Below are 18,081 nucleotides of genomic sequence, written 5' to 3'. Positions count from 1 at the left end.
TTCGCAGATCGAATGCCTGATTCAGCCCGGCTTGCACTGGATTGTCAGGCGCCAACGAGTTTGTCGTACTCGGCATGACTACCGATCCAGAACCAGACCACGCCGTCGGGCGCGTCCACACCGAGTGCGCGGAAGTGCAACCCCACGCGCACCGACCAGAACCGCCCCATGCGCTTAAAGTGCAGCGAAGGGTGGCGCGCATTGGTCTTGAGAAGCTGAAAATTGCTGTCCGCAAGCCGCCGAACCTGACCCGGGAGCGCTTCATAAGCATTCCAGAAGTCCGACGTGGCGAAATGCTTCACAGCGCCTTGGTCTTGCCCGCGCTGTGCGCCTGGAGAGCCTTCGCGGCCAGGCGATCCAGCTTGCCTGAAGCAGCATCTTGCTCCAGCTGACGGTCCCACGCGTCCGCGTCGAATCCGGAATACCAGGCACGGAAGCGCGCAAGCTCCTGTTGCGAAAGCCTGGACACCTCGAGTTCGATTTTCTCGACATTGCTCATGCTGCAAGATTACCAGAGGAGGGAGTTGGCGCGTAACGAAGACTGGCCGCCTCAAGCCGCATACAGCGCCTCCCGGTGCGCCTGCACCGACTGGCGGAAGTACGGGTTGCGGATCGCGCGCTCGACCACCAGCTCCACCGGCGCGCCCAGCAGCGCCTGCAGGTCTTCCAGCAGGCCGAAGTAGGCCTCGGCGTAACCGCCGGGCGGCAGCGGCGCAAACTCCACCAGGAAATCGTAGTCGCTGCCGGCGCCGGCCTGGCCGCGCGCGGCCGAACCGAACAGGTCCAGCCGGCGCACGTGGTGACGGCGGCACAGCGCATCGAGCTCGGTGCGGAGTGCGTGCAGGTGCTGCAGCGAAGGTGCGGTGGCGGTCATGGCGGCAGCTTACGCGGGCTCAGTGGACGGGGGCGAACATGCGGGCGTGGAACACCGGGTCCAGCGATTGCGCGCCGGGGATGGCGGAATCGCCGTTGACGTAGATCACGCTGGCCTCGCCAAACGGCGCGGCGCGCACGATCCAATCGCGCTCGGCGGCGAAGTCGGCCTCGGTCCAGCCGGCGATGTCGCGCCACAGTACCGCGGTGTCGGCATCGTCGGCGCGGGTGCGGCCGGCATACAGCAGATAGCGGCGGCCGTCGCGGTCGAGCACCTTGCGCTGGCGCACGATCAGGCCGATCAGATAGTTGAAGGTCTCGGCCAGGTCGATGGCGCGGGTGTGCGTGGCCTTGCCGTCGTGCACGTCCAGCGCGTAGTCGAACGGGCGTTCCAGCCGTTCGACGTCGAGCAGGCTGGCGCTGCAGGCGGTTTCCACGTCCAGCCAGTAGCCCAGGCGGTACACCTCGGGCATGGCGTCCAGGTCCAGCCCGCCCTGGCCCGGCGCATCGGCACGCAGGCGTAGGTTGCCGAGGGTGTCTTCGTAGGATTCGAGGCGGAGGTATTTGAAGGCGAGCGACGAGCCGGCGCGGGAGACGGGCTTGCCGTCCTTCCAGTCCGGGGAGTAGGCGATTTTCTTGACGCGCGGCACCAGCACGGTGTCGAAGTAGGACCCCATTTCCACCATGACGAACTTGCGTTGATCGCGATCACTAGCCCGGTTCAGACTCACAACCGCATGAGCTGTCGTGCCAGACCCACCAAAGTAGTCGAGGATGATTGATCGGGGTTCGGAAACTGCGCGAACGGAATCTTCAACTACATGAAGTGATTTTGGATAGAGGTCTTCTCTTAGCTTCAAGCCAAGGTCAGTGAGCCACTTAGTGCCGTAGTCACCTGCGATGTACCGGGTGTCGTCCCACAAGGTTTTGATTGGTCGTTCGTCAACTGCTTTAACGATCTGAATCTCGCCTTGCGTAGTTACATGGACCTTCAAAAGGCGCTTGATAGATTCGACGCTATTGCGCGCATAACGCCACTTGCGCTCAACTCCGGAAGCGTCGACGGGATAGACTGCGATACGACTTCCGTCCTTCGCATTGTTTGCACGGGGGTGAAAATTTTCGTCGCACACTTCGCCAAACCCAATGATCTCCCCCTCCTTCACGTAAATCGGATAGAAGCAGTTTCTTGCTGTTTCACGTTCTGACTCGCGCCCCCACTTCCGTAAGTTCGTGTACTCCCATTCATCCTTGGGTACTGGTGCGCCGTGGGTTTCAGGGAGGCCATACTTGATGCAAAAGTACGCGTATTCGTGATTGTGCGAAAAGTAGTCACCTTGGATCCCCTTTTTGTTATGAACCACTACCGCGCACACAATCTCGCGATCTGGAAATGCATTTCGGACTAGGTGGCCCAAACCCTCTTGTTCGTTCTCGTCAATGGCGATCACGTGGCTTCCATCTGCCGTTTCAAGAGAGCGACTGGCAGATAGGCGATTGGCCATTAGAGATAGCCAAGAAGAGTGCTTGTAAGTGTTCTTGTAGATGATCTCGCTAGTCTTTGAGTTATACGGCGGATCGATATACACGCACTGCACCTGCTCCCGGTACCGCTCCATCAACAGGTTCAGCGCCTGCCAGTTGTCGCCGTGCACCAGCAGGCCGTCGGTGGCGGCATCCAGGTCGTCGAATGACGCCAGCAGCGTATCGGTGAAGTCCTGCGGCAGGTGCACCGTGTCCAGCACCAGGTAGGGCTGGCTGCGCAGGAAGTCGGCGCTGACTTTTTCCTTCCAGCCCGGCTTGCCGCCTTCGGCCTTCACTTCGTCGATGGCATACAGGTGCTTCCATTCGGCCTTCTGCGCCTTGCCGCCGTCCGTGGTGTTGAGGATGTCGGCCAGCCGTTCGGTCAGGCCGGCGCGTTCCACATGGTTCAGGGTCAGGCACCAGTGGCAGGCGGTGATGAACTTGCGCTTTTCGTACAGCTTCTTCTGGAAATCCTCGATGCGGGCGACGAAGTCGATGATGGTGGTGGCCACCTCGCGCAGGCAGGCCAGGGTCTGCAGCCAGGCCTGCGCCGGCTGTTCGCCGCCGGCCAGCAGGGTGTCGAGTTTCAGCACCTCGGCCTTGAGCCAGTAGTCCAGCTCGCGGGTGAGGAAGCCGCGCAGGTCCTTGTGGATGAAGAAATCGCTGGTGTTGCGGCGGGTGTAGCGGCGCAGGTGGCGGGCCAGCAGGGTTTGCGGTTTGGCCTCGTCTTCCGACACATTGGCCTTGAGCGCGGCCAGCAGAACCGGCACGGCTTTCACGCCCTGCTTGCCGAGCAGCTTCTTCTCGGCGTCGGCATTGAGGGCGTCCTGGGCGTTGCGCGTGGGCAGGCCTTCGGCCTCGGCCGCGCTCGCCGCGCGCCAGGCCACCGGCACGATGAGCGTGCGTGCTTCGGCGTCGACTTCGATGGCGCCGCAGTCGAAGAAGAACTGCCGCTTGTCTGTGGACTTGGTGTTGTCGCGGTCGGTCTCGGCCTGGCGCAGGCGCAATTCCACGTGCCAGGCGTCGCTGCTGTCGCCGGCGCGGAAGCGGTAGTCGGTGAAGTGCTCGCCGGTCTTGACGTAGTACTAGTCCTTGTTGGCCCAGTGCAGCAGCACTTCCTGGCCGTTGTACGGCACGGCGTAGGCGTCGTCGCTGCCGTAGCGGCGCAGGCTGAGGAAATCGCCGTCCTCGTAGTAGCGACGGAAGAAGTCGTACAGGCGGTTGTAGATGTCCGCCTCGCGCGCATCGGTGCCGGCGGGTTGGGCGCTGGCTTGTTGCGCCTGCCACAGCTCGCGGTATTCGCGCGCGGTCTTGCCGGTGATGCCCTCGCGCAGGCGACCGTCACCATCGATGACGGACTCGTCTTCCTGTTCCTCCCGCAGCTTTACGGCCAGCTCTGCCAGATGTTTCGCATTGGCGTCGGACTGGGCCACCGCGCCACTGGACAGAGCCTTGCGCACCGCGGCGGGCAGGCGGTTGTCGATCCAGTCCTCGAACAGGGCGCGGCGCTCGTTGAGGATGCGGTAGATGCCGAAGTCCAGGTCCGCGCTGTCGAACTGGAACAGCTCGCGCAGCAGGGCCTGGAAACGGGAGAGCGACAAGTCCGGGGCAACAGCGGTCATCGAAACGGCGTTCCATCGTCAGCAGCAACCACAAGCGTACCGGATGGTGGTCGCAGCGGCTGCGACGTGGGTGAGATCAATCGGAGCAACAGGTTCAGAGCCATTGTTCACGCCACCTGCCCCGCCGCCAAAAACTCCTGCGAGAACCGCGGCAGGATGCCGCCGGCGGTGTAGGTGGTCACGTCATCATCACTGTCGAGGCGACAGGTGACCGGCACGTCGACCTGTTCGCCATTCTTGCGTTCCACCACCAGCGTGAGGGTGCCGCCCGGCGTTGGCGTGCCGCGCACGCTGAAGGTTTCCGTGCCGTCGATGGCCAGGGTCTTGCGGGTGGTGCCGGGCTGGAATTGCAGCGGCAGCACACCCATGCCGACCAGGTTCTGGCGGTGGATGCGTTCGAAGCCTTCGGCGGCGATGGCTTCCACTCCCGCCAAGCGCACGCCCTTGGCGGCCCAGTCGCGGCTGGAGCCTTGGCCGTAGTCGGCGCCGGCGATGATGATCAGCGGCTGCTTGCGCTGCATGTAGGTCTCGATCGCTTCCCACATCCGCATCACCCTGCCTTCCGGCTCGACGCGGGCCAGCGAGCCTTGTTTCACGCTGCTGTCGTCGTTGCGCACCATTTCGTTGAGCAATTTCGGATTGGCGAAGGTGGCGCGCTGCGCGGTGAGGTGGTCGCCGCGGTGGGTGGCGTAGGAATTGAAGTCTTCCTCCGGCACGCCCATGGTCGCGAGGTATTCGCCGGCGGCGCTGCTGCGCAAAATCGCGTTCGACGGGGACAGGTGATCGGTGGTGATGTTGTCGCCCAGCACCGCCAGCGGGCGCAGGTGGGTGAGCGTGCGCGCACCGGCCAATGCGCCTTCCCAATACGGCGGGTTGCGGATGTAGGTGCTCATCGGGCGCCAGTCGTACAGAGGCTTGGCCTGGGTCTTGGCGCGCGGCGCGAACATCGGGTCGTAGACCTTGCGGAACTGCTCAGGTTTCACACTGGCGGCCACCACCGCGTCGATCTCGGCATCCGTCGGCCAGAGGTCTTTCAGGTACACCGGCTGGCCGTCGTGGTCGAGGCCGAGCACGTCTTTTTCGATATCGAAACGCACGGTGCCGGCTATCGCATAGGCGATCACCAGCGGCGGCGAGGCGAGGAAGGCCTGCTTGGCATAGGGATGGATGCGGCCATCGAAATTGCGGTTGCCCGACAGCACCGCCGTCACGTACAGATCGCGCTCGATCACTTCCTTCTGGATCACCGGATCCAGCGCGCCGCTCATGCCGTTGCAGGTGGTGCAGGCAAAGCCGACGATGCCAAAACCCAGTTGTTCGAGTTCGGGCAGCAGCTTGGCCTCTTCCAGATACAGCTGCACCGCCTTGGAGCCGGGGGCGAGCGAGGTTTTCACCCACGGCTTTCGGGTGAGGCCGCGTGCGTTGGCATTGCGCGCCAACAGGCCAGCGGCAATCACGTTACGCGGGTTGCTGGTATTGGTGCATGAAGTAATGGCGGCGATGATCACCGCGCCGTCGGGGATCAGGCCTTGCGCTTCGTCACGGCGGGCGGCGTCGAGCTTGATTTCATCGGCGATGCCGCGTTCGGCCAAGGCGCTGGCCGGCAGGCGGCGATGCGGGTTGCTGGGGCCGGCGAGGTTGCGCACGACCGTCGAGAGATCGAAATGCAGCGTGCGTTCGAACTGAGCATCACGCAGGTCATCGGCCCAGAAGCCGGCGTGCTTGGCATAGGTTTCCACCAGCGCTACTTGTGCAGCGTCGCGGCCGGTCAGGCGCAGGTAATCCAGCGTATTGCCGTCGATGGCGAACATCGCCGCGGTCGCACCGTATTCCGGCGCCATGTTGGAAATCGTGGCGCGATCACCAATCGTGAGCGCCGCGGCGCCTTCGCCACGGAATTCCAGATACGCGCCCACCACTTTTTGCTGGCGCAGGAATTCGGTCAGCGCCAGCACCACGTCGGTGGCAGTGATGCCAGGCGCAGGCTTGCCGGACAGTTCGACCGCGATAATCTCGGGCAGGCGCATCCACGAAGGATTGCCCAGCATCACGCTCTCGGCTTCCAGCCCGCCCACGCCGACGGCAATCACGCCCAGCGCGTCTACATGCGGGGTATGCGAATCGGTGCCCACGCAGGTGTCGGGGAAGGCCACGCCGTCCCGCGTGTAGATCACCGGCGACATCTTCTCCAGGTTGATCTGATGCATGATCCCGTTGCCGGCAGGGATCACGTCGACATTGTCGAAGGCCAGCCGGCACCACTCGATGAAATCGAAGCGGTCGGCATTGCGGCGATCCTCAATCGCGCGATTTTTCGCGAACGCATCCGCATCGAAGCCGGGCGCTTCCACCGCCAGCGAGTGGTCGACGATCAACTGCACCGGCACCACCGGGTTCACTTCCGCCGGGTCACCGTCCTGCGCGGCGATGGCTTCACGCAGGCCGGCCAAGTCCACCAGTGCGGTCTGGCCGAGGATGTCGTGGCAGACCACACGCGCCGGGAACCACGGGAAATCCAGGTCGCGCTTGCGTTCGATCAACTGACCGAGGAACGCATCGCGCATCCCCGGATCGGCGCAGCGCACGATGTTCTCGGCGTGCACCCGCGCGGTGTAGGGCAAGCCCGCCCACGCGCCGGGTTGGAGCGATTCAACCGCTTCCCGCGCATCGAAAAAATCCAGATTGGAACCGGGCAGGGGCTTGCGGTAGGCGGTGTTCATGGCGGGTCGTGCGGCGGTGGAAACACACATTGTCGCGCAACCGAACCGGCGTCGTGGCGATGGTGTGTGGTGTAGTGGGTTAGGCGGCCCTCAAGACGACGTGAACCTGCTGGCCCAGCGATGCGGCGATGTTCACCAGTGCGTCAAGCGAGAATCGGGAGATGCGGCCACGCAGCAGGTCATTGATGCGTGGTTGGCTGACTCCGCAGTGCTCGGCAGCTGCGGCCTGCGTCCAACCGCTGTTCTGGACGAGCGCGGCGATCTTGCGCATCAGCTCGGCGCGCAGCTTGAGGTTGGCCGCTTCTTCCGCGTTCTCGGCAAGGGCATCCCAGACGCTGGTGAACCGTTCGGCCTTGTTCTTGCTCATGGTCACTTCCTGCTCAGCAGCGCGAAGCGTTGCTTCGCTAGGTCAATATCGTGTTTCGATGTGGCCTGCGTCTTCTTCTGAAAGGCATGAAGCACGTAGACCGCATCGGCCAATCGGGCGGTGTAGATGACGCGGTGGGCACCGGCGTCATCCCGTACCCGGATTTCCTCGACGCCCTTGCCGATCGATGACATGGGCTTGAAGTCATCCGGTTGCAGTCCGTGTTGCACGCGATCCAACTGATAGCCGGCATCTTGCTTTGCGTCATCCGGAAACTCCCGCAGCGCTCGCAGCGAATCGCCAAGAAACACGATGGGCTTGACGAACGGAAATATATTCATACGGATATGAAAATGCAAGTGAACCCACGCCGCACCTGTGCGCGGTGCGCCTGAGGTCACTGTTCTCTTCGCGATCGACCCGCGCAATCAGGCATTGCCCGCATGTGAGATCGGAAAACGACGCTCGGTGTGTCACCGCGACTTCGTACAATGCGCCTCCCATGCCCGCCTCCGCCGCCATCCCTGCCGAGCAACTGCGCCTGTCCGTCGCGCCGATGATGGATTGGACGGATACGCATTGCCGGGTGTTCCACCGGTTGCTGGCACCGCATGCGCGTCTGTACAGCGAAATGGTGCATGCCAATGCGGTGATCCACGGCGACCGGGCGCGGCTGCTGGCGCTGGATCCGGTCGAGCACCCCGTGGCCTTGCAATTGGGTGGCAGCGAGCCGGCGTTGCTGGCGCAGGCAGCGCGATTTGGGGCCGAGCACGGCTTCGATGAGATCAACCTCAACTGCGGCTGCCCGTCAGATCGCGTGCAGGCCGGGCGTTTCGGTGCCTGCCTGATGCGCGAGCCGGCATTGGTAGCCGACAGCGTGGCGGCGATGATCGAGGCAAGTCCGGTGCCGGTGACGGTGAAGTGCCGTTTGGGTGTGGACGACGATCACGAATGGACGCACTTCCTGCGCTTCATCGACACCATTGCCGATGCCGGCTGCCGGATGTTCGTGGTGCATGCGCGCAATGCGTGGTTGAAAGGCTTGTCGCCGAAGGAAAACCGCGAGGTGCCGCCGCTGCGCTACGACTGGGCCTATCAGCTCAAGCGCGAACGGCCCGCCTTGCAGATCATCGTCAACGGCGGCATTGCCGATGCGGCCGAGGCCACAGCGCATTTGGATCACGTCGATGGCGCGATGCTCGGGCGCGCCGCCTACCACACGCCGTACCTGCTGCATCAACTCGATGTGGCGTGGTTCGGTGGGCCATTGCGCAGCCGCGCTGCGTTGTTGGGTGCGTTTCGGCCCCATGTCGAAGCGCAGCTTGCGCGTGGCGTCTTCCTCAAGCACATCACCCGCCACCTGCTCGGCCTGTTTTCAGGCCAGCCCGGCGGCCGCGCATTCCGGCAAATCCTCAGCGAAGGTGCGCACAAGCCCGGTGCGGATTGGTCGCTGGTCGAGCACGCCCTGTCATTGACCGAACGGGAACCAATTACCTCATGATCACTCGCGACTTCGCCGCGTTTTCCGAACTGTTCCGCAACACGCAGGCCGACTTCGGCCCAGCCACCGCGCGTGCCGCATTTCTGGTCGCACCGGACGGGTTCCGTCTGGCCGAGCAGTCGGCGCAGGACAATGTCTACATGGCCGATGCGGCGGCCTTCGATGCCACCCGCGCCTCGGCGCAGCACCGCGACCTGCAGCGCGCCATCGCACAGGTGGTGCCCGCCATCTGTTTTGCCGGCAGTCCGGAGACGCCGGATGCGGTGTTTCCCAACAATGTGTTTGGCACCGCGCCGGGGCGCTACATCGTCGGCCGCATGCGTCATGAAGTGCGCCAGCGCGAGGCCATCCGCGACGATATCCGTGGCTTTTTCCGTGATGTGTTGGGGCGCGCGGAGGTGGAGTTGTCCACCCAGGCGCACGCCTGCGAACTCACCGGCGCATTGGTGATCGACCGCGCGCGCGGCCTGGGCTACTGCGGCTTGAGTGAGCGCTGCGATGAAGCCGGCGCGCACCTGATGCATGAGGCGTTCGGCCTGCGCGCCACCTTGCTGTTCGATCTGGCACCGGGCGAGTACCACACCAATGTCGTGCTCGCGGTGTTGGCCGGTCGCGCGGCGGTGGTGTGCCCGAACGGGTTTGCCGATCCGGCTGCGGCACAGGCGATCGCCGAGCTGTACGCGCCGCATGCGGTGATGTGCAGCGCAGCCGAGCACGCCGCCTTCGTCGGCAATTGCATCGCGCTGTCGGAAGCCACGGTGTGGATGAGTGCCCAAGCCGCCGCCGCACTGACGCCTGCCCATCGCGACGTGTTGGCGCAGGCAGGGCTGCGGGTGGAGGGCGTGGCACTGGATGCGATCGAAGCTGCGGGCGGTTCGCTGCGCTGCTGCATCGGCGAGATTTTTTGAGACTGGAATCACGGAAGACCGTCGCGTCAACCTGAATGGACGGTCAGGCCATGGAGTAGACTTCAGGGCGGATTCACCCCGCGCTTCCAAGAATGGCGGCGTTCATGACCACTTCAACCCGCAGCCCATGCCCCGTCATTTGCGCACCCTGTCGAGCCTGACCGCTGCTGCCCTGCTGGGGCTGGTGCCGTCCGTGCAGGCGCAACAGGCGCCGCCGCAGGGGCGTGGCCATGGGCGCCAGGCACCGACGCCCGATTGGGCGCGGCAGCAGGAACCGACCGGGGACAACTTTCGCGGCGGCCAGCAGGAACGTCGCGACAGCGCCTCCGACGCGGTGCGTCGGGTCGAGCGTGATACCCGCGGCGAGGTGATTTCAGTCGAGCGTGTCCAGTACGACGGTCAGGAGATGCACCGGGTCAAGGTGGTCGATGACAGTGGACGGGTGCGGATCTTCATGCAGGATTCGCGCAATGGGCGGAACCGTCGTCCGACGAATCCGCAACACAACAATGATGATTGACCACGCGCCCGCACCGGCGCGTCCCTTGGGGAGCAAACATGCGCATCCTGCTGGTTGAAGACGAGGCGCCGTTGCGCGAAACCTTGGCCGCGCGATTGAAGCGCGAAGGCTTTGCGGTCGATGCGGCACAGGATGGCGAAGAAGGCCTGTACATGGGTCGCGAGGTGCCGTTCGACGTCGGCATCATCGATCTGGGCTTGCCGCGGATGAGTGGCCTTGAGCTGATCAAGGCATTGCGCAGCGAGGGCAAGAAATTCCCGATCCTGATCCTGACCGCGCGTTCGAGCTGGCAGGACAAGGTCGAAGGCCTGCGCCAGGGCGCCGATGACTATCTGGTCAAGCCGTTCCACGTTGAGGAATTGCTGGCACGCCTGAACGCGCTGGTTCGCCGCGCCGCGGGCTGGAGCAAGCCCACCCTGAAGTGTGGTCCGGTGCTGCTGGATCTCGCCGCGCAGACGGTCAGCGTGAACGGATCGAACGTCGACCTGACCAGCTACGAGTACAAGGTGCTCGAATACCTGATGATGCATGCCGGTGAGTTGGTCTCGAAAGCTGACCTCACCGAGCACATCTACCAGCAGGACTTCGACCGCGATTCCAACGTGCTGGAAGTCTTCATTGGCCGCCTGCGCAAGAAGCTCGATCCGGACGGCACGCTCAAGCCGATCGAGACCGTGCGCGGTCGTGGCTACCGTTTCGCGATCGCGCGCAGCGACGATTGAGACTGGCGGCTGGCCTGCTACGCTGGGCAGGTCGCGCGTTGGCGCGTCCTGAAGCCCCGGCAGCCATGTCTTTTCGTTGCCTACGCCACCTTGATGCGGAGCGGACATGACGCCCGCGCCGCCCGCATCGGGGGATCGTCCGAAGACGCGCCTGAGGCGCTTGCGGATCGCCCAGCCGCGCTCGTTGCGTTCGCGCCAGGTGTGGGCCGCCAGCCTTGGCCTGATCGCATTCTTGGCGTTGGCCGGATTCGCCCTCGACCACGCATTCCAGAACGTTGCCCTCAGTGGGCTGCGCGAGCGCCTGCACAGTTATGCCCTGGCCTATGCCAACAGCGATTTCGCACGCGATGGCAGCGTGATCCCGCCGTGGGATCCCCCTGATCCGCGATTTCGCCGCCCCGGCAGCGGCCTGTATGCGCAGATCGTGCTTGAAACCAGTCGCTGGGAATCGGATTCGGCGCAGGGGCCGCGCCTGCCGCGCGGGCCGATGCTTGCAGCCGGCGTGCGTGAACTCGATGGTCCGCTGCCGATGATGCGGATCAGCGGTGGGCAGGGCATGGTGTATCGCTATGGCTATGGGCTGGCGCTGAGTCGCGAGGACGGCAGCGAGGACATTCCCTACACCGTCTACATCCTCGAGGATGCCTCGACCCTGGCACGCCAGGTGGCGACCTTCCGAGCGGCGCTGTGGGGTTACCTGGGCGGCGCGGGTGCGGTCCTGCTGTTGCTGCAGACCGTGGTCCTGCGCTGGAGCCTGCGCCCGCTGCGCGACGTGATCGACGAGCTCAAGCGTGTCCAGGCAGGCACGGCGGCTGGCATGAGCGAAGCGCATCCGCGCGAGTTGGAGCCATTGACCGAGAGCATCAACGCTTTCATCCAGAGCGAGCGCGAAAGCCTGGAGCGTCAGCGCAACACCATGGCCGACCTTGCACACAGCCTGAAGACGCCGCTGGCAGTGCTGCGCACGCGGCTGGACAGCGATGGCGACGAGGCTGGCCTGCGCGAGGAGGTCGATGCGCAAGTGCGCCGGATGAACGACCTGGTGTCCTACCAGCTTGCGCGGGCTGCGCGATCGGGCCATGCCCTGTACGCGGCGCCGATCGAAATCGAGCCGTATGCCGAACAGATCGTGGTCGGGCTGGAAAAGGTCTATGCGGCGCGCGGTGTGCTGTGCGAGTTCGAGATCGCGCCCGAAGCGCGTTTCCACGGCGAGCTGGGCGATCTCCAGGAGCTTCTGGGCAACCTGCTGGAAAACGCGTTCAAGTGGGCGCGCGCGCGGGTGCTGCTGACCGTTACCGAAGTTGCGCCGAGTGCGGGCCGCCGGTCCGGCTTGCGGATCGTGGTGGAAGACGATGGCCCGGGGATCGCCGAAGAAAAAATCGCCCGCGTGCTCCAGCGCGGCGTGCGTGGCGACGAGCGGGTGCAGGGGCACGGAATTGGCCTTGCCATCGTGCAGGACATCATCCGTGCCTACCGTGGCCAATTGCACGTGTCGCGCTCGGCCGAGCGCGGTGGCGCACGTTTCGAGGTCGAACTGCCGGGTGGAGCTTGAGCCGGTGTCTCGGCCGCTCTCGATGGCGCATTCCAGACGATGAAAGACGGCTGCCCGTTCCGCTACCTCAAGACGCCCAGGCCGTCGCCGCAGGGCTTTCCGAACGTGGAGGTGGTCGCGACGGAGGTGCTCGACCCATCTTTCTACAACCAGATGCAGTATTGCCGGTGCGCGCTTTGCGGGCAGGATTTTCCGGTACGCATGGAGGCCAACCCGTATTTCGAAACCCACGTCTGGCCGCCGCGCCCGCCTTGCGAGATCGGCTGATGCGCGGCGGGTGATTCAGCCGCCGGTTGGCGGCAGGCCGTGCGCGCTGGCTGCGGGCGACGCGCCGTAGAACCTTTCCAGATGCCCGGCGACCTGCGGGTAGGCAGCCCGCAGGAGCCAGGGCGCGGAGAAGTGGTATTCGCTGCAGACCGCGAAAAATTCTTCCGGGGACTCGCTGGCGTAGTCGTCGATCGCGGTATCACGCCCGGCATCGACCGCAGCGCACAAATCGTCGTAGGCCTGCTGGAAATCTCCTGCCCAGTGTCGCTGCCAATGGCGCGGCAGCGGCGGCGTGCCGTCCATCGCGCCGTCGAGCGCGTCGAGCTTGTGCGCGATCTCGTGCACCGCGACGCAGTAGCCTTCGAAGGGGTTGGCGATGTCGGCGCGCACGTCGGCCCAGGACAGGATCACCGGGCCGTGGGACCAAGCCTCGCCGATCAACGCGTCGTCCTCTTCGTGCAGCACACCGTGGGCATCAAGATGGCTGCGTCGGACCCGGAACGCGTCGGGATAGACGATCAGTTCCTTCCATCCATGCAGTCCTTCGGGCCCGAATTCCAGCAAGGGCAGGCAACACAGCAGCGCCAGCTGCAGGCGGTGGTCGTCGTTCAGGCGCAGGCCTTGGACCGGCGTGATCGTCTTGTCGGCAAGGAAGCGTGCGGTCAGCCGCGACAGGCGCTCAAGGCGTGCGCCATCCAATCCACGCAGCCACGGCAGCCCGGCGGCTGCGTGCCGGAATTGCAAGGGATCGAGGGTGGGAGCGGGTCGCCTGCCGCGCGAAAACGGCCAGACCACGCCTTCAGCGGAACATGCCGGGCAGGAAACTGTGGAAGCGGGACGGCAGGGTGCGGCCATCGTTGCTGGGGCGAGGCGTGCTGACCGTGGTCCTGACCGCCGGCTTGCTTGTGCGCTGCGCGTTGCTGGCGGCCACTGCGCCGTCGATGTCGCCTTCGTAGGAACGGTCGTTTTCGGTGCCGGTGTCATTGCCGGCATCGGCACCGACGGCTGCTTCCGGTGCGGCATGCCGGATTTCCTTCGCCGCAACCGTGCCAGAGCAGGCGAACAGGGCCAGGCAGGAAAGCAGCGAAAGCGTCGGGATCGTGCGCATGGCGGTCACCGGTGATGGGGGCAGGGTACGGACACGAACCCAAACGCCACTATACCTGCAAATCCAGCCCTGGCGTGGTGCGGCGCAGCAAGCACCGGAGGCCAGCACATCGCAGACTGGCGACATGCACGCCACCACGCTGGTTCAGTCCGCCTCACCCGTCGTCACCGCCGCTGCCCTGCGGCGTGCCTTGATCGTCGGCGCACGTCGGGTCATTGCCGCCAGCGATGAGCTGAACCGCATCAATGTGTTTCCGGTGCCCGACGGTGACACCGGCAACAATCTGGCCGCGACGCTCGGGGCCGTGCTGGGCGGCGCGCTCAGTCGCCGCAGCCGGCAAGTGGGCGAATTGCTGGAGCAGGTGGGCGAGGACGCCATCGATGGTGCGCGTGGCAATTCCGGGGCGATCATGGCGCAGTTCCTGGTGGGCCTTGGCGAGCGGCTGCGGCAACGGCAGGTGTTGGATGTGGACGGAATGGCGGTTGCGGTTCGACGTGGCGCCGAGGCCGCCCGCGCGGCGCTGGCGCATCCGGTCGAAGGCACGGTCCTGAGCGTGATCGAAGCGTTCTCGTCGGCCTTGGATGACGCAGCACGCCGCAGTGGAAGCACGCCGCGCGTGGCCTTCGCGGGCGCCTTGGCACGGGCGCGGGCGGCGCTGGCCGCCACCCCGAGCCAGATGGCGGTGTTGCAGCGCGCCGGCGTGGTCGATGCCGGTGCGCGTGGGTTCGTGCTCTGGCTCGAGGGCATCGACGACTATGCCGAAGGTGGCCTGGCAACGCTGCGTGAACACGGCGGTGCGCTGCAACTTGGGCAGGACGTCGGCCCGGCTGCGCATGTCCACGAGGACGTCGACCCGGCGCGGCGCTATTGCACCGAATGCCTGATTGCCGGTGCCGCGATCGATCGCGCCGCGCTGCGCGCCGCACTGGAAGCCGCCGGTGCGGATTCGCTGGTGATCGCCGGCAATGCGAAGCGGGTGCGGGTCCATGGGCATATCGGGCAGCCGCAGCGGATCTTCGATGCCGCGGCAAGCTTCGGCCAAGTTGCGGCGATGAAGGCCGACGACATGCTGCTGCAACTGCGCAGCGCGCAATCGCCGGAACGGGTGGCGGTGCTCACCGACAGCGGATCCGACCTGCCGGACGCACTCGCTGAACAGTATGGTATCCACGTCGTACCGGTACGGGTCAGCCTCGACGGGCGCGATTACCTCGACCGCCTTGGGCTGGGCGTTGGCGAGTTCTATCGTCGGATGCAGGCCAGCGCGGCGCTGCCGACGACCAGCCAGCCGCCCGCCGGGGATTTCAGGCGCGTGTTCGAGAATGTGCTTGGTTGCCAGCATGCGGCGGTGTACATCGGGATTTCGCGGCCGCTGTCGGGCACCTTGCAGTCGGCGGAAACGGCCGCACGCGGACAGGCCCGGCCGCTGCACTGTTTCGACAGTGGCAACGTCAGTGCCGGCCAGGCTTTGCTGGCTTGGCGTGCCGGTGAACTTGCCGCCGCGGGGGCCGATCTTGCGACGATCGAGCAAGAACTCCAGCGCCTTCGCCCGCTCACCCGCATGTTCGCGATGGCACGCGACATCCAGCATGCCGTGCGTGGCGGGAGGATTCCGCGCTGGGCAGCGCCGCTGGTGCGTTGGACGGGCCTCACGCCGGTGGCGGCCATCAATGCCAAGGGTGAACTGCGCTTGGCGACCGGGTTGTTCGCCCGTGCCCATGCGCCGGAGGCGCTCGCGCGTTATGTGAGCCGACAGGTGCCGCCGGGGTTGCGCTGGCGCGCCATCATCGGCCATGCCGATGCGGCCGACGATGGTGCGCGCCTGTTGGCAGCACTGCAGGCGCGATTGACGCTGACGGACGCACACTGCATCGAGATCGGTCCTGCGATCGGTGCCCACGCCGGCCCGGGCACCCTGCTGGTGGGATTGCAGCCGGCACCGGATTGACGCCGATACGGCAAGGCGGGCCGCATGCGTATCATCCCGCCATCGAGATCGTCGCTGGATGTTTCCTTCCCCATGCTTGCATCGCCACCACCCGTGCTCGTCGGCCTGCTGATGGTGCTGCTGGCCTACCTGCTCGGCTCGATGTCCGGCAGCCTGTTGCTGGGCCGATTGCGTGGCGTCGATGTGCGCAAGCTCGGCAGCGGCAATGCCGGCGGCACCAATGCCTTCCGCACCCAGGGCGCGCGGTTCGCGCTCGGGGTGGTTGCGATCGATCTCGGCAAGGGTGCATTCGCGGCCTGGCTGGCGCTGCGGTTCGCGCCGGCATGGGCCTGGCCCGCGCTGCTGGCGGTGATGGCCGGCCATGTCTGGCCGGTCTGGCATGGCTTCCGTGGCGGCAAGGGCGCAGCCGCGGCGGTGGGTGCGCTGCTGGTGCTGTGGCCGCAGGCGGTGGGCGTGATGTTGATCCTGTGGTTACTGGTGTTGATCGCGACCGGCTACGTCGGCCTCGCCACGGTACTGGCAGCGGCCAGCCTGCCGGGATGGGCGGGGTGGTGGCGGGCCGGGCTTCCGGTGCTCGGTTACTGCATCGTGATTGCGCTGTTCATCGCCTTCACCCACCGCGCCAATCTGCAGCGCTTGTGGCAGGGCAACGAGCTGCGTTTCGAACGCGTGCGCCTGCTGCACCGATGGTTTGCGCGATCATGAGCGGGTCCACGCGCACGGGCGGCGATGAGCGCGAACTGCTCCAGCGTTTGGCGCAGGGAGCGATCAGTGGCGCGGCCTTGGCGAGGGAATCCGGCCTGACCCGTGCCGCCGTGTGGAAGCGCATCCAGGCCCTGCGCGATGCTGGTGTGGCGATCGATGCGGATGCCCATCGTGGTTACTCGCTGCAGCAGCCATTGGACCTGCTCGATGGCAGTGCGATCCTTGCCGCGACACCTGTTGCGCAGCGCGCGCGCATGACGCTGGAGGTCGCCTGGTCGATTGATTCGACCAACAGCGAATTGCTGCGCCGGCCAGTTCCGTCGCAAGGCTGCTCGGTGCTGCTGGCCGAATGCCAGACCGGCGGACGCGGTCGGCGTGGGCGCACGTGGGCTTCGCCGCTGGCTGCGCACGTGTCTGTGTCGCTGGCGCGCAGTTTCCATGGCGGTCTGGCTCGGCTGGCCGGGCTGAGCCTGGCCGTTGGCGTGGTGGTCTGCGAGGCCTTGCATGCACAAGGGTTCACGAGCGTGCGGCTGAAGTGGCCGAACGATCTGGTCGTGGCCGACGGCAATGGCCTGCGCAAGCTGGGCGGACTGTTGGTCGAAGGCGGTGGCGAGGCGGCCGGCAGTTGCCGCGCGGTGATCGGGCTGGGCTTGAACGTGCGGATGCCTCCGGCATTCGCGGCCGCGATCGACCAGCCGTGGATCGACCTCGCCGGCATGATCGCGGTGCCGCCGTCACGCTCCGCCTTGGTGGGACATCTGCTCCCAACCCTGCTCCCCGCGCTGGACGATTTCGAGGACAACGGGCTGGAGCCATTCCTTCCCCGTTACGCGGCACTGGATGCCTTGGCCGGCCGCACCGTCGAAATTCGCGATGGCAGCCGACACTGGAATGCACGCGCCTCGGGTGTTGCGACAGACGGCGCACTGCGGGTCAGCGGGATGGATGGGCAGGAATGCCGGGTGCATGCCGGCGATGTGAGCGTGCGCGCATGAAGACTTGGCTGTTCGACCTTGGCAACACACGCCTGAAGTGGGCGCCGTTGCGTGGGGATGGCGGGATCGGGGATGCCGTCGCCGTGCCCTTCGACGAACAGGGGCATTGGCTCGACGCCTTGCCGCTGGGTGACGTTGCCTGCCTTGCCAGCGTGGCAAGCGAGCCAAGCACGACGGCGCTGGTGGCAGCATTGGCATCACGCTTCACTCGCCTGCACCGGGTGCGCGTCGAGGCCGGGCTCGGGCCGCTGCGAATCGCGTATCCGATCCCAGCACATCTGGGCGTCGATCGTTTTCTGGCCATGCTGGGCCTGTGCGGAGACACGCCGCTGCTGGTGGTCGGCGTGGGCACGGCGTTGACCCTGGACCTGGTCGATGCACAGGGCCAACACCTGGGCGGCCGGATCGCGCCATCGCCACAGTTGATGCGCGAAAGCCTGCATGCCCGCGCACCACATCTGCCGCCCAGCGGAGGCGGCTATGTGGAGTTCGCCGACGACACCGCGCCCGCGTTGGCTTCGGGGTGTGAAGGGGCGGCCTTGGCCTTGATCGAGATCAGCCTTCGCCAAGCGACGCAGCGCTTCGGCGTGGCACCGGTGCTGTCTCTGCACGGTGGCGGTGCGGCAGTGTTGCGCGATCGACTGCCGGACCATCGTTGGGTGCCGGATGCGGTGCTGGCGGGGCTGGCACGGTGGCATGCGTTGCGCTTGGCCTGAGTGTGCGTGGCGTTCCGGCCCGTGCCGGACAGT

20 protein-coding genes are annotated in these 18,081 nt (G+C 65.6%); 10 read left to right on the top strand and 10 right to left on the bottom strand.

All coding sequences use genetic code 11. The annotated features are described in order from the left end of the window. Positions 1 to 44: 44 nt before the first annotated feature. From IT472_RS09710 to IT472_RS09675, 8 genes are all read right to left on the bottom strand, one after another. Entirely contained in the window at positions 45 to 302 is a 258-nt protein-coding gene (locus tag IT472_RS09710) for a hypothetical protein (RefSeq protein WP_297181284.1), read from the bottom strand. Beyond that, positions 299 to 499 carry a hypothetical protein gene (locus IT472_RS09705; protein ID WP_297181283.1) on the bottom strand — a complete coding sequence of 67 codons (201 nt, stop codon included), beginning with the start codon at positions 497 to 499 and terminating at the stop codon, positions 299 to 301. Before IT472_RS09705 ends, IT472_RS09710 begins: the two co-directional genes overlap by 4 nt. A 51-nt stretch (positions 500 to 550) precedes the next feature. Continuing rightward, positions 551 to 874 carry a nucleotidyltransferase domain-containing protein gene (locus IT472_RS09700; RefSeq protein ID WP_297181282.1) on the bottom strand — a complete coding sequence of 108 codons (324 nt, stop codon included), beginning with the start codon at positions 872 to 874 and terminating at the stop codon, positions 551 to 553. Between the two features lie 19 nt (positions 875 to 893). Further along, entirely contained in the window at positions 894 to 3,410 is a 2,517-nt protein-coding gene (locus IT472_RS09695) for a site-specific DNA-methyltransferase (protein ID WP_297181281.1), read from the bottom strand. A gap of 72 nt (positions 3,411 to 3,482) precedes the next feature. Then, a complete protein-coding gene (locus IT472_RS09690; RefSeq protein WP_297181280.1) occupies positions 3,483 to 4,019 on the bottom strand; it encodes a hypothetical protein in 537 nt (178 codons plus the stop codon). Positions 4,020 to 4,126: 107 nt separating this feature from the next. Then, entirely contained in the window at positions 4,127 to 6,739 is a 2,613-nt protein-coding gene (gene acnD / locus IT472_RS09685; protein WP_297181279.1) for a Fe/S-dependent 2-methylisocitrate dehydratase AcnD, read from the bottom strand. A gap of 79 nt (positions 6,740 to 6,818) precedes the next feature. Further along, the gene (locus tag IT472_RS09680) at positions 6,819 to 7,106 is read right to left on the bottom strand and encodes a helix-turn-helix transcriptional regulator (RefSeq protein WP_297181278.1); all 288 of its coding nucleotides are present in this window, start codon (positions 7,104 to 7,106) and stop codon (positions 6,819 to 6,821) included. Between the two features lie 2 nt (positions 7,107 to 7,108). Further along, entirely contained in the window at positions 7,109 to 7,447 is a 339-nt protein-coding gene (locus IT472_RS09675) for a type II toxin-antitoxin system RelE/ParE family toxin (RefSeq protein WP_297181322.1), read from the bottom strand. Between the two features lie 161 nt (positions 7,448 to 7,608). Between IT472_RS09675 and dusA the strand changes: the two genes are divergently transcribed. From dusA to IT472_RS09645, 6 genes are all read left to right on the top strand, one after another. Further along, positions 7,609 to 8,607, top strand: coding sequence for a tRNA dihydrouridine(20/20a) synthase DusA (gene dusA / locus IT472_RS09670; protein ID WP_297181277.1), 999 nt, complete (start codon positions 7,609 to 7,611; stop codon positions 8,605 to 8,607). Beyond that, on the top strand, positions 8,604 to 9,515 hold the full coding sequence (locus IT472_RS09665; RefSeq protein ID WP_297181276.1) for an arginine deiminase-related protein: 912 nt from the start codon (positions 8,604 to 8,606) through the stop codon (positions 9,513 to 9,515). Before dusA ends, IT472_RS09665 begins: the two co-directional genes overlap by 4 nt. Before the next feature lie 127 nt (positions 9,516 to 9,642). Further along, on the top strand, positions 9,643 to 10,035 hold the full coding sequence (locus IT472_RS09660; protein ID WP_297181274.1) for a hypothetical protein: 393 nt from the start codon (positions 9,643 to 9,645) through the stop codon (positions 10,033 to 10,035). A 38-nt stretch (positions 10,036 to 10,073) separates the two neighbouring features. Then, positions 10,074 to 10,757, top strand: a complete 684-nt coding sequence (locus IT472_RS09655; RefSeq protein ID WP_297181273.1) for a response regulator transcription factor — start codon at positions 10,074 to 10,076, stop codon at positions 10,755 to 10,757. Between the two features lie 184 nt (positions 10,758 to 10,941). Continuing rightward, entirely contained in the window at positions 10,942 to 12,309 is a 1,368-nt protein-coding gene (locus IT472_RS09650; protein WP_297181321.1) for an ATP-binding protein, read from the top strand. A 39-nt stretch (positions 12,310 to 12,348) separates the two neighbouring features. Next, the gene (locus IT472_RS09645; protein ID WP_297181272.1) at positions 12,349 to 12,576 is read left to right on the top strand and encodes a hypothetical protein; all 228 of its coding nucleotides are present in this window, start codon (positions 12,349 to 12,351) and stop codon (positions 12,574 to 12,576) included. Positions 12,577 to 12,591: 15 nt separating this feature from the next. On the opposite strand, the gene IT472_RS09640 is transcribed toward IT472_RS09645, so the two are convergent. Both IT472_RS09640 and IT472_RS09635 read right to left on the bottom strand, forming a co-directional pair. Continuing rightward, on the bottom strand, positions 12,592 to 13,320 hold the full coding sequence (locus IT472_RS09640) for a M90 family metallopeptidase (RefSeq protein WP_297181270.1): 729 nt from the start codon (positions 13,318 to 13,320) through the stop codon (positions 12,592 to 12,594). Between the two features lie 55 nt (positions 13,321 to 13,375). Next, positions 13,376 to 13,684 (bottom strand): hypothetical protein, encoded by a 309-nt coding sequence (locus IT472_RS09635; protein ID WP_297181269.1) that lies wholly within the window; start codon positions 13,682 to 13,684, stop codon positions 13,376 to 13,378. A 124-nt stretch (positions 13,685 to 13,808) separates the two neighbouring features. Between IT472_RS09635 and IT472_RS09630 the strand changes: the two genes are divergently transcribed. Genes IT472_RS09630 through IT472_RS09615 form a run of 4 tightly spaced genes read left to right on the top strand, consistent with a single transcriptional unit; the run spans position 13,809 to position 18,048 of the window. Then, positions 13,809 to 15,632 (top strand): DegV family protein, encoded by a 1,824-nt coding sequence (locus IT472_RS09630; RefSeq protein WP_297181268.1) that lies wholly within the window; start codon positions 13,809 to 13,811, stop codon positions 15,630 to 15,632. Positions 15,633 to 15,656: 24 nt separating this feature from the next. Then, positions 15,657 to 16,337, top strand: coding sequence for a glycerol-3-phosphate 1-O-acyltransferase PlsY (gene plsY / locus IT472_RS09625; RefSeq protein WP_297181267.1), 681 nt, complete (start codon positions 15,657 to 15,659; stop codon positions 16,335 to 16,337). Further along, positions 16,334 to 17,332, top strand: a complete 999-nt coding sequence (birA, locus tag IT472_RS09620) for a bifunctional biotin--[acetyl-CoA-carboxylase] ligase/biotin operon repressor BirA (RefSeq protein WP_297181265.1) — start codon at positions 16,334 to 16,336, stop codon at positions 17,330 to 17,332. Before plsY ends, birA begins: the two co-directional genes overlap by 4 nt. Continuing rightward, positions 17,329 to 18,048, top strand: a complete 720-nt coding sequence (locus tag IT472_RS09615; protein ID WP_297181263.1) for a type III pantothenate kinase — start codon at positions 17,329 to 17,331, stop codon at positions 18,046 to 18,048. Before birA ends, IT472_RS09615 begins: the two co-directional genes overlap by 4 nt. The last annotated feature ends 33 nt before the right edge of the window (positions 18,049 to 18,081 follow it).

The organism is Thermomonas sp., from assembly GCF_020850895.1.
Lineage (GTDB): Bacteria > Pseudomonadota > Gammaproteobacteria > Xanthomonadales > Xanthomonadaceae > Thermomonas.
The sequence above is the reverse complement of the archived record's forward strand: the minus strand, read 5'-3'. Positions and strand labels throughout refer to the sequence as shown.

Coding starts and splice junctions, on each gene's coding strand:
- IT472_RS09705 (WP_297181283.1), bottom strand. CDS start 499: ATGAGCAATGTCGAGAAAATCGAACTCGAGGTGTCCAGGCTTTCGCAA.
- IT472_RS09700 (WP_297181282.1), bottom strand. CDS start 874: ATGACCGCCACCGCACCTTCGCTGCAGCACCTGCACGCACTCCGCACC.
- IT472_RS09690 (WP_297181280.1), bottom strand. CDS start 4,019: ATGACCGCTGTTGCCCCGGACTTGTCGCTCTCCCGTTTCCAGGCCCTG.
- acnD (WP_297181279.1), bottom strand. CDS start 6,739: ATGAACACCGCCTACCGCAAGCCCCTGCCCGGTTCCAATCTGGATTTT.
- IT472_RS09680 (WP_297181278.1), bottom strand. CDS start 7,106: ATGAGCAAGAACAAGGCCGAACGGTTCACCAGCGTCTGGGATGCCCTT.
- IT472_RS09675 (WP_297181322.1), bottom strand. CDS start 7,447: ATGAATATATTTCCGTTCGTCAAGCCCATCGTGTTTCTTGGCGATTCG.
- dusA (WP_297181277.1), top strand. CDS start 7,609: ATGCCCGCCTCCGCCGCCATCCCTGCCGAGCAACTGCGCCTGTCCGTC.
- IT472_RS09665 (WP_297181276.1), top strand. CDS start 8,604: ATGATCACTCGCGACTTCGCCGCGTTTTCCGAACTGTTCCGCAACACG.
- IT472_RS09660 (WP_297181274.1), top strand. CDS start 9,643: ATGCCCCGTCATTTGCGCACCCTGTCGAGCCTGACCGCTGCTGCCCTG.
- IT472_RS09655 (WP_297181273.1), top strand. CDS start 10,074: ATGCGCATCCTGCTGGTTGAAGACGAGGCGCCGTTGCGCGAAACCTTG.
- IT472_RS09645 (WP_297181272.1), top strand. CDS start 12,349: ATGAAAGACGGCTGCCCGTTCCGCTACCTCAAGACGCCCAGGCCGTCG.
- IT472_RS09635 (WP_297181269.1), bottom strand. CDS start 13,684: ATGCGCACGATCCCGACGCTTTCGCTGCTTTCCTGCCTGGCCCTGTTC.
- IT472_RS09630 (WP_297181268.1), top strand. CDS start 13,809: ATGCACGCCACCACGCTGGTTCAGTCCGCCTCACCCGTCGTCACCGCC.
- plsY (WP_297181267.1), top strand. CDS start 15,657: ATGCGTATCATCCCGCCATCGAGATCGTCGCTGGATGTTTCCTTCCCC.
- birA (WP_297181265.1), top strand. CDS start 16,334: ATGAGCGGGTCCACGCGCACGGGCGGCGATGAGCGCGAACTGCTCCAG.
- IT472_RS09615 (WP_297181263.1), top strand. CDS start 17,329: ATGAAGACTTGGCTGTTCGACCTTGGCAACACACGCCTGAAGTGGGCG.